We start from the raw sequence: 8715 nt of genomic DNA on the forward strand, positions 1-8715 counted from the left end.
CCCCCCCCCCCCCCCAAACGGGGACGGCGGTTTCCGGTCGGCGTTCAGGTGGTGACCGGGGCGCGTCCGGCCAGCTCGATCAGGTGCTGCACCAGCGTGAGCAGCACCGTTTTGGCCGACTCCCGGCTGCGCGCGTCGCACAGCAGCACCGGGGTCTGCGGGTCGAGATCGAGCGCGTCACGCACCTCGTCGACGGTGTAGCGCGGCGCACCGTCGAAGCAGTTCACGCCGATGATGAACGGCAGTCCGCGGCGCTCGAAGAAGTCGACCGCGGCGAAGGAATTGCTGAGCCGCCGGGTGTCGGCGAGAACCACCGCACCGAGCGCACCGCGGGACAATTCGTCCCACAGGAACCAGAAACGGTCCTGGCCGGGGGTGCCGAAGAGGTAGAGCACCAGATCCCGGTCGATGGTGATACGACCGAAATCCAGCGCCACCGTGGTGGTCTCCTTGGATTCGACGCCGGACAGGTCGTCGACGCCGGTGCTGACCTCGGTGATGAGTTCCTCGGTACGCAGCGGCGTGATCTCGCTGATCGCCGAAACCATTGTGGTCTTGCCGACGCCGAATCCGCCCGCGATGAGAATCTTGACCGACGCGGCCAAGCGTTGCGAATTCGAGTCGACCCGTGGGTCAAAGTTTTCTGATGCCATCCAAAACCGCTCGCAATACGTTGAGATCGCCGGGGCCGGTTTCCGATTGCATCGGGGCCCGGAAGATCAGTTGTCCCTCGCCGATCAGGTCGCCGACGAGAATCTTCGTCACCGCGAGAGGAAGTTGCAAGTGTGCAGCTACCTCCGCGACAGATTGGGGCTGTGCGCAGAGCCGGACGATTATGCCGTATTCCGGCTCCGGCCTGCGCAGGGTCGGCGCCTTGTCGGTGGTGACGACCACCGTCAGCATGTCCAGATCATGGGCCGCGCCCATGGTGCGGCCGCGGATCAACGCGTAGGGACGGACCACCGGTCCGGCCGCGTCGTCGAAGAACGCCCCGCTTTCGCGCGTCATGACAATCTTGCGGGGGTGGACAAGAAATTGCCCACACGCTGAACGGTCACATTCATCTCGTACGCCACCATGCCGAGATTGGCGTTCTCGGCGGCCTGCAGCGCCAGACAGGCGTTATCGCCCGCCGCGGTCACGAACAACACGGCGCTTTCGAGCTCGATGACCGCCTGACGGACACCGCCGCCACCGAAGCGGCTACCCGCACTGCGGGAGAGTCCGTACAGCGTCGAGGACATCGCAGCGAAATGTTCGGCATCCTCGCGACTCATCTTGGTCGACCGGCCGAGCAGCAGTCCGTCGGTGGACAACACCACCGCGTAACTCACGCCGGCCAGTCGGTCCACCAAGTCGTCGAGCAGCCAGTCGAGGTCGCCGGATTTGGCAGTGCTCACTGTTGGCCTTCCTGTCCATCGATGGGCCGCTCACGGCGGCCCTGCCGGGTTCCATTTTCTATGGCCGACATCAGATCGCGGGCTTGTTCGGGAGATCGTTCGCGCTTGGCGATCGGCTCCGGGGTGGGTGTGTTGGTCAATTCCGGCGCCAGGTTCTCCTGTCGCCGCCGTTTGGGCAGCGGCGGCCTGCCGTCCGGGGAATAACCGGACGGTACCTGCCGCTCGGGGGCTGCCCTCGGAGGGATCGGCTCCGGCGGGGCGAGAGTGGCCACCGAGGTCTCCGCGTGCGCGGGTGCGCTCTGGGTGGGCCCAGGCACATACCGTGGCTGCGACACCGGCGGCAGCGCCCGCTCGTCGATGACCTCGGCCGTCGTCTCGGGCGCGAGCAGCGCGGACGGGATGAGCACCACCGCGCGCACGCCGCCGTAGTTGGATTCCGACAGCCGCACCGACACCCCGTGCCGGACCGCGAGCCGCGCGACCACGAACAGGCCGAGGCGCGAGTCGGCCGACAGCCGCGCGACGCCGAAGTCCGGTGGGTTGCGCAGCATCTCGTTGACCCTGGCCAGCTCCTCGGCCGGCATGCCCATGCCCTGGTCGGCGATCTCCACCGCGACGCCGCGGCCGACCACGCTGCCGGACAGCTCGACCTTGGACTGCGGCGGGGAGAAGGAGATGGCGTTGTCGACCAGCTCGGCGATGAGGTGACCGAGGTCGGCCACCGCGGAGCCGAGCACCCTGACGTCGGGGATGCGCAGCACCTGCACCCTGGCGTAGTCGAGGGTCTCGCCGACCGCGGCGCGCACCAGGTCGACCAGCGGAATCGGGTTGCGCCACTGCCTGCCCGGCAGTCCGCCGCCGAGGACGATGAGGTTCTCGGCGTTGCGCCGTTCGCGGGTGGCAAGGTGGTCGAGCCGGAACAGCGTCTCCAGCAGCGCCGGATCCTCCTGCTTGGCCTCGGCCTGGTCCAGGATCTCCAGCTGGCGGTGCACGACGATCTGGCTGCGGTGGGCGATGTTGAGGAAGACCGCCTTCACGCCCTCACGGGTGCGGGCCTCCTCCACGGCGGCGTTGACGGCCGCGGAGTGCGCGTGCTCGAACGCCTGCGCCACCTCGCCGATCTCGTCGTCGCCGTAGTCCAGCTGCGGGGTCTCCGCTTCGACGTCGACGTTCTCGCCCTCGCGCAGCTTGCGCATGGTCTCGGGCAGGCTGACATCGGCGAGCGCGAGGGTTTCGCCGCGCAGCTTCTTGAGCCTGCGGATGATGCGGTTGGCCAGCGCGAGGGCGATGAGGAACGCCGAGATGCTGACCGCGAGAACGCCGCCGCCCGCGAGCAGCGAATTGCGGGCGGCCGAACCGTAGGTCTCCTCGGCCAGGTCGTCGGTGCGTTCACTGTGGCTGATCCACAGGTCGAGCAGGCTGCGGTTGATCTGGTTGGCGGCCTCCTGCCACTCGACCAGGTTCCCGGGCAGCTCCTCGCCGCGCAGCAGGGCGTTCTCCACCGCGGTGACCTGCTGCCAGGCGGGGGAGGCGAGCAGTTCGGACGCGAGTTGCTGCTGGTCGCTGGTGGCGTCGGCGGCCAGCAGGTTGATCTCGGTGTGGTAGTAGCCGATCTGGTAGACCAGCTCCTCCATCGGGATCTGGTCGAGTTCGGTCTGCGTGGCCGCCAGGGCCAGCGCCAGCGCGTTCGAGCGCGACATGCCCTCGGCCGCGTAGAGCAGGCGGACGCCCTGGGACAGTTCGACACCGATCTCGGCGTCGGGAGCTTGTTCCTGCGCGGTGCGGGTGCCCGCGGACACCCGGTCGAGGATCTCACTGAAGAAGCCGTACGCGTCGAGGACCGGAACCTGCCGAACGTCGATGCCCTGACGCAGTTGGGTGAGGTAGTCGACGATGGCGAGGAAGCCCGCGATCTCCTCCTCGTCGCTGTGTCCGACCTGTAGCCCCTCGGCGGCGTCGATGATGCCGCGGACCGCGCCGTCGAGCCGCACTCTGGCCGCCGTGAGCGCGGGCCCCACCGTGGCGTCGCCGGTCAGGGCCGCGATCGTGTAGTGCCGCTCCTGCTGCAACGCCTCGACCAACTCGCGGGTGGCCGGAGTCGCCGTCTGGATCTGCTCGGCCCAGTTCCGGGCCTCGTTTCCCTGATCGACCAGGTAACCCGCGGTACCGACGCCGATCACCAACAGTGTCAGACTCGGAACCAACGCGATTGCAAGGATCCGGCCTCGCACACCGAGTCTCGCCTTGAACATCCGCACAACCTATTCGAGCGGACTACACGGCTGTCATTCCGGTCCCGGTGAGCGAGACTACTATTGACATGTCAATGTCGCTGTGCTGTGCGACACCGCTGTGATATCCGGTGCGACACCCGAGGAGGCGCCATGCCCGTCCCGACCGCCGCCGAGTTCGCCCGCCTGACCGCCCTGGCCGCCGTGCACCGCCCTGACCAGCGTGATCGCGTCACGATCGAGGAGACGTTCACCGGCGCACCGCTCGGCGAGATCCCGGTCGGCACCGTCGCCGATGTGGAAGCGGCCTTCGGACGAGCCCGCTCGGCCGCGTCGCGCTGGGCCGCCCGGCCCGCTCGCGCCCGCTCGGCGGTCATCGAACGCTTCCGGGCGCTGGTGGTCCGGCACCGCGCCGAACTCATGGACCTCGTGCAGGCCGAGACCGGCAAGGCTCGCTGGGCGGCCCAGGAAGAAATCATGGGCCTGATCTTCGCCGCGCGCTACTTTTCCCGCGTCGCGCCGAAGCTGCTGGCCCCGCAGCGGGTGCCGGGAGCCTTCCCGCTGGTGAACCGCGCGACCGTGCACCATCACCCGAAGGGCGTGGTCGGGGTGATCGCGCCGTGGAACTATCCGATGCTGCTGTCGATCGGCGACGCGCTGCCCGCCCTGCTGGCAGGCAACGCGGTGGTCGTCAAACCCGACAGCTCCACTCCGTACTCGGCGCTGGCCGCCGCCGACCTGCTCTACCGGGCGGGCCTGCCGCGCGACCTGCTCGCCGTGGTGCCCGGCCCCGGCGCCGTCGTCGGCACCGAGATCGTCGAGCGCTGCGACTACCTGATGTTCACCGGTTCCACCGCCACCGGCCGCGAACTCGCCGTGCGCTGTGGGCGCAGATTGATCGGCTTCTCCGCCGAACTGGGCGGCAAGAACGCGATGATCGTCGCCGCGGGCGCGGATCTCGACCGGGCCGCCCGGGCCGCGGTGCGCGCCTGCTTCTCCAACGCCGGGCAGCTGTGCATCTCCATCGAGCGCATCTACGTCGAGGCCGCGGTGGCCGAGGAGTTCACCGCGAAGTTCGTCGCCGCCACCGAGGCCGCGCGCCTCGGCCCGGCCTACGACTTCTCCACCGATATCGGCAGCCTGATCTCCGCGCGCCAGCTCGAGGTCGTCTCCGCGCACCTGGCCGACGCCACCGCCAAGGGCGCGCGCGTGCTCACCGGCGGGCGGGCCAGGCCGGACCTGGGCCCGTTGTTCTTCGAGCCGACCGTGCTCGACGGGGTGAACGACGACATGACGTGCGCGCGGGTGGAGACCTTCGGCCCGCTGGTCGCGGTCTACCCGGTCGCCGACGTGGACGAGGCGGTCCGGCGGGCCGGCGACACCGAGTTCGGGTTGAACGCGAGTGTGTGGGCGGCGAGCCCGGCCGAGGGCGAGACCATCGCGCGGCGGCTGCGCACCGGCACCGTGTGCGTGGACGAGGGTTACGCGCCCGCCTGGGGCACCACCGCCGCGCCGATGGGCGGCATGGGGCAGTCCGGTGTCGGCCGCAGGCACGGACCGGACGGACTGCTGAAATACACCGAGCCACAGAGCGTGGTAATCACCCGATGGATGAATCTCGACGCCCCGCCCGGTGTGCCGCCCGAGCTGTGGCAGCGCGCGCTCATGACGCTCACCCGCGCGCTGCGCGTCCTGCCCGGCCGCTGAGCGCCGCTACTTGTTGACGACCATGCCCGCCAGATCGGCTTGCTTGATCGGGGTCTCGACGTTGCGCTGACCCGTGCACAGCACGTCAACGGCCATCATGGTCAGATCGACCGCGGTGCCGGACGGCTCGTTCTGCAGATTGTCGCGTTCCTTGACGAACTTGGTGATGGTGACGCGCTTGGTGTCGGCGTCCTGCTTCACGTACTCGCCGCACGGGGTGTCGCCGCCGCGATTGAGCGCGCGCTCCACGTCCGAGCAGCCGCTCACCGAGAGCGCCACGGTCAGCGCCGCGATCGCGACGGCCACGGGACCGGTCCTGCCGACGGTGCCGATCATCCGGCTCCTCCTGTTCTCCGGTCGCGCGGGTACGCCGCGCGACCACTTGGCCCCCGTCCGGGTGAGCCTAGAGCCCGGCGCGCCGGGAATCATCTCGTGCCCCGGTGAACCCGGCCGCGGCCGCGCCGCGTTCGTGCGCGCGGTCGCCGGGAACTCAGCCGGTGACCAGCCGCAGCGGGATGTCGAGTTCGGCGGAGGTGAGCGAGCCGTGCTGGCCGATCATCGCCGCCTCGAGCGGTTCGGCGGCGCGGCGGACGATGCCGCGCTCGCCGCGCGCGGCCACCACCAGATCGCCGATGCGCGCCGCCGCCTCCGGGGTGACCACCGGCCCGAACCAGCCCCGGCCGATCGCCGCCGCGCGGTCAAGCACCTCGAAGTCCGCGCCGAGCGTCTCCCGCCAGGCGGCGGCCACCTCTGCCGCGGCGCCTGCCTCGGTGTAGACGTGCCGGGCCCTGGCCTCGCCGCCGAGGGTGCGCACGCCTGCCCGCAGCGCGGGAGCGGCGTCGAAGTCGACGGGATCGGCCATGTCGACCATGCCGTGATCGGCGGTGACCAGCAGCGCCGCGTCCGGGGGCAGTCGCTCGGCGATCGCCGCCGCCAGCCGGTCCACGTGGGCGAGTTCGAGCAGCCAGGCGTCCGAGGCGGTGCCGCGCACATGCCCGGTGGTGTCGAGTTCGCCGTGATAGGCGTAGACGAGACTGCGATCACCTGCCCGCAACGCGGTGATCGCGCCGTCGACCAGATCGCCGGAGGAGAAGCTCGGGCGGAACTCGTTGCCGCGCAGCGCGGCCCGGGTGAGTCCCGACCCCGCCTGGTACATCGGCGCGACCTGGCCGACGCTCACCCCGGCCGCGGCCGCGCGCTCGAAGGCGGTCGGGCGCGGCTGGAACCGCTCGGGCACCAGCTCGGTGCGCAGATCGCGGGTGGGGGCGGGCTCGGCGCCGCGCAGCTGCCAGCGCAGCGGGTTCACCAGGCCCTCGTGGCCGGGCACGTGCATCAGGTAGCCGACGATGCCGTGTTCACCGGGCGGGGCGCCGATGCCGAGCGAACTCAGCGAGGTCGCGGTGGTGCTCGGGAAGCCGGCGGTGAGCGGTCGGTCGGCCAGGCCGGACAGGAAGGGCGCCACCTCGGCGTGGCGGGCCAGCAGTTCGGCGCCGAGGCCGTCGACGAGCAGGACGCACACCCGGTCGGCGCGCAGATCCAGGCCGAGCCGGTCGTCCTCGCCCGGCACGCCGAGGCAGGCCAGCACCGAGGGCAGCACGTCGGACAGCGAACCGGTTCCGTAGCGGGGCGCGGCGAACATGCGGTCAGCATGCCCCCGCCCGCCCACAGCAGCAAGGGGTGGCGGCCGTACCGGCGCGCCGGTAGACAGGACCGGTGAGCTCACCGCGACCGTTCCGTTTCGGAGTCAACCTGTTCCTCGCGCCCTCGCGCGCGGAGTGGATGGACAAGTGCCGCAGGGCCGAGGAACTCGGCTACGACGTGCTCGGCGTCGCCGACCATCTCGGACTGCCCGCGCCGTTCCCGGCCATGACGCTGGCCGCCGAGGCCACCGAGCGTGCCCGGCTGACCACCTTCGTCCTCGACGTCCCCTTCTACAACCCGGTGCTGCTCGCGCGTGAGGTCGCCACCGTCGACCGGTTCACCGGGGGCAGGGTGGAACTCGGCCTCGGCGCGGGGTACGTGAAGGACGAGTTCGACGCCGCGGGCATCGCGTTCGAGTCCGGCGGCAAGCGGGTCGAGTACGTCGAGCACACCGCCGTCACGTTGCGGAAGCTGTTCGGCGACCCGGAGTACGAGCCGCGTCCGCACCGGCTCGGCGGGCCGCCGCTGCTCATCGCGGGCTGGGGTGACCGCCTGCTGTCGGTGGCGGCCCGGCACGCCGAGATCGTCGCCTTCACCGGCGGAGGGCCGGCGACCCCGGGCGGCCCGTTGCTGCTCGCGGGCGCCGAGGGGCTGGCCGACCGGGTGGCGTATGTGCGTGCCGCGCTCGGGGATCGGGCCGGGGAGGTCGAGTACAACCTCATGCTGCAGAAGGTGGCCGGACCACAGGAGGCCGACGCCCTGTTCGAGCACTACCGCCCCGCCTACGGCCCGGACGCGGCGGCGAACCCGCGCGATGTCCCCACCCTGCTGGCGGGCTCCCCGGAGGCCGCCGCCGATCGGCTGCGCGAACTGCGGGAGCGCTTCGGCATCAGCTACATCACCGTCCTCGAGGACAGCATGGAGATCTTCGCTCCGGTGCTCGCGCGCCTGCGCTGAAACCGGTACGGCGAGTTACAGTTTCCGGCGCTCCGATCCCGGCTTGCGTGGGACGGAAAACCGTTGCGGGGCAAGCGAAGCGGATGATCGTCGATTGCCGGGACGGAAAGCCTTGCCTCGGCGGTCGGCAAGGCTAGGATCGCTCGAATGGATTCGGAGAAGGGGAGTTCACGGCGACCGGACACGGTGTACCGGTCGACCGGTGCGACCCCAGGGGCATTGGTGTGTTGTGGTGTCGTCGCGGTCGTGAGCCTGATCGCGGCGGTCAGTGGTTTCGCGGTGCTCGCGGGGACGGTGGGGGCGTTGCTGTTCGGCCCGATCGCCTGCGAGATGGCATGGTCGGCCTGGCGGAGCAGGCCGGAACTGGTGATCGGCGACGAGGCGATCGAGCATCTGGCGTTCGGCCGGATCGCCTGGAGCAACGTCGATCACGTGCGGGTGAGCAGAGAAGGCCGCGAGCAGGTGCTCGAGATCGTGCTGCGCGGCGGGTCGGTGCGCGCCTGCCCCCGGGTGCCCGTGCGGGCGCTGCCGGTGCGGGTGCAGGCGGTCTTCGGCGCCATCGGCCGGCACCGGCCGGAGGTGCTGATCGGCGCCGAACGCGCCGAGCGGCAGCCGAACGCGGTGGGACGCACCCTGGCCCGCGGCGGCGCCGCACCGGCCGAGCCGGCTGCCGCGCTCGCGGCGGCGCCGGGGCAGGCGCGGGCGCTCACCGCGACCGTGCGCGAGGGACACCGCCGCCGCACCGGCCTGCGGCCGGCGGTCAGGGGCCGGCCCGCGCG

The 8715-nt window shown here is 70.9% G+C and carries 9 protein-coding genes; 3 read left to right on the plus strand and 6 right to left on the minus strand.

What is annotated here, in order from left to right; all coding sequences use genetic code 11:
• Positions 1-44: 44 nt before the first annotated feature.
• Genes QH283_RS09240 through QH283_RS09255 form a run of 4 tightly spaced genes read right to left on the minus strand, consistent with a single transcriptional unit; the run spans position 45 to position 3580 of the window.
• Complete coding sequence (locus tag QH283_RS09240) at positions 45-653, minus strand: GTP-binding protein (RefSeq protein ID WP_280502603.1); 609 nt, start codon at positions 651-653, stop codon at positions 45-47.
• On the minus strand, positions 634-1008 hold the full coding sequence (locus QH283_RS09245) for a DUF742 domain-containing protein (RefSeq protein WP_280502604.1): 375 nt from the start codon (positions 1006-1008) through the stop codon (positions 634-636). The genes QH283_RS09240 and QH283_RS09245 overlap by 20 nt, the downstream gene beginning before the upstream one ends.
• Positions 1005-1400: a roadblock/LC7 domain-containing protein gene (locus QH283_RS09250; protein ID WP_280502605.1), complete on the minus strand. Its 396-nt coding sequence runs from the start codon at positions 1398-1400 to the stop codon at positions 1005-1007. The genes QH283_RS09245 and QH283_RS09250 overlap by 4 nt, the downstream gene beginning before the upstream one ends.
• Positions 1397-3580 (minus strand): nitrate- and nitrite sensing domain-containing protein, encoded by a 2184-nt coding sequence (locus tag QH283_RS09255; RefSeq protein ID WP_280502606.1) that lies wholly within the window; start codon positions 3578-3580, stop codon positions 1397-1399. The genes QH283_RS09250 and QH283_RS09255 overlap by 4 nt, the downstream gene beginning before the upstream one ends.
• 204 nt (positions 3581-3784) lie before the next feature.
• Here QH283_RS09255 and QH283_RS09260 point away from each other — a divergent pair, with 204 nt between their 5' ends.
• Positions 3785-5338: a succinic semialdehyde dehydrogenase gene (locus QH283_RS09260; RefSeq protein ID WP_280502607.1), complete on the plus strand. Its 1554-nt coding sequence runs from the start codon at positions 3785-3787 to the stop codon at positions 5336-5338.
• A gap of 6 nt (positions 5339-5344) precedes the next feature.
• Here the strand turns inward: QH283_RS09260 and QH283_RS09265 are convergent, their stop codons facing one another.
• Positions 5345-5674, minus strand: a complete 330-nt coding sequence (locus QH283_RS09265) for a hypothetical protein (protein WP_280502608.1) — start codon at positions 5672-5674, stop codon at positions 5345-5347.
• 154 nt (positions 5675-5828) lie between these two features.
• Positions 5829-6977 carry an alkaline phosphatase family protein gene (locus QH283_RS09270; RefSeq protein WP_280502609.1) on the minus strand — a complete coding sequence of 383 codons (1149 nt, stop codon included), beginning with the start codon at positions 6975-6977 and terminating at the stop codon, positions 5829-5831.
• A 74-nt stretch (positions 6978-7051) separates the two neighbouring features.
• Here QH283_RS09270 and QH283_RS09275 point away from each other — a divergent pair, with 74 nt between their 5' ends.
• Complete coding sequence (locus QH283_RS09275; protein WP_280502610.1) at positions 7052-7936, plus strand: TIGR03621 family F420-dependent LLM class oxidoreductase; 885 nt, start codon at positions 7052-7054, stop codon at positions 7934-7936.
• A 246-nt stretch (positions 7937-8182) separates the two neighbouring features.
• On the plus strand, positions 8183-8715 hold a 533-nt coding region (locus tag QH283_RS09280), incomplete at its 3' end, for a hypothetical protein (RefSeq protein ID WP_280502611.1).

The sequence above is a fragment of the Nocardia farcinica genome, assembly GCF_029867845.1.
Classification (GTDB): domain Bacteria; phylum Actinomycetota; class Actinomycetes; order Mycobacteriales; family Mycobacteriaceae; genus Nocardia; species Nocardia farcinica_A.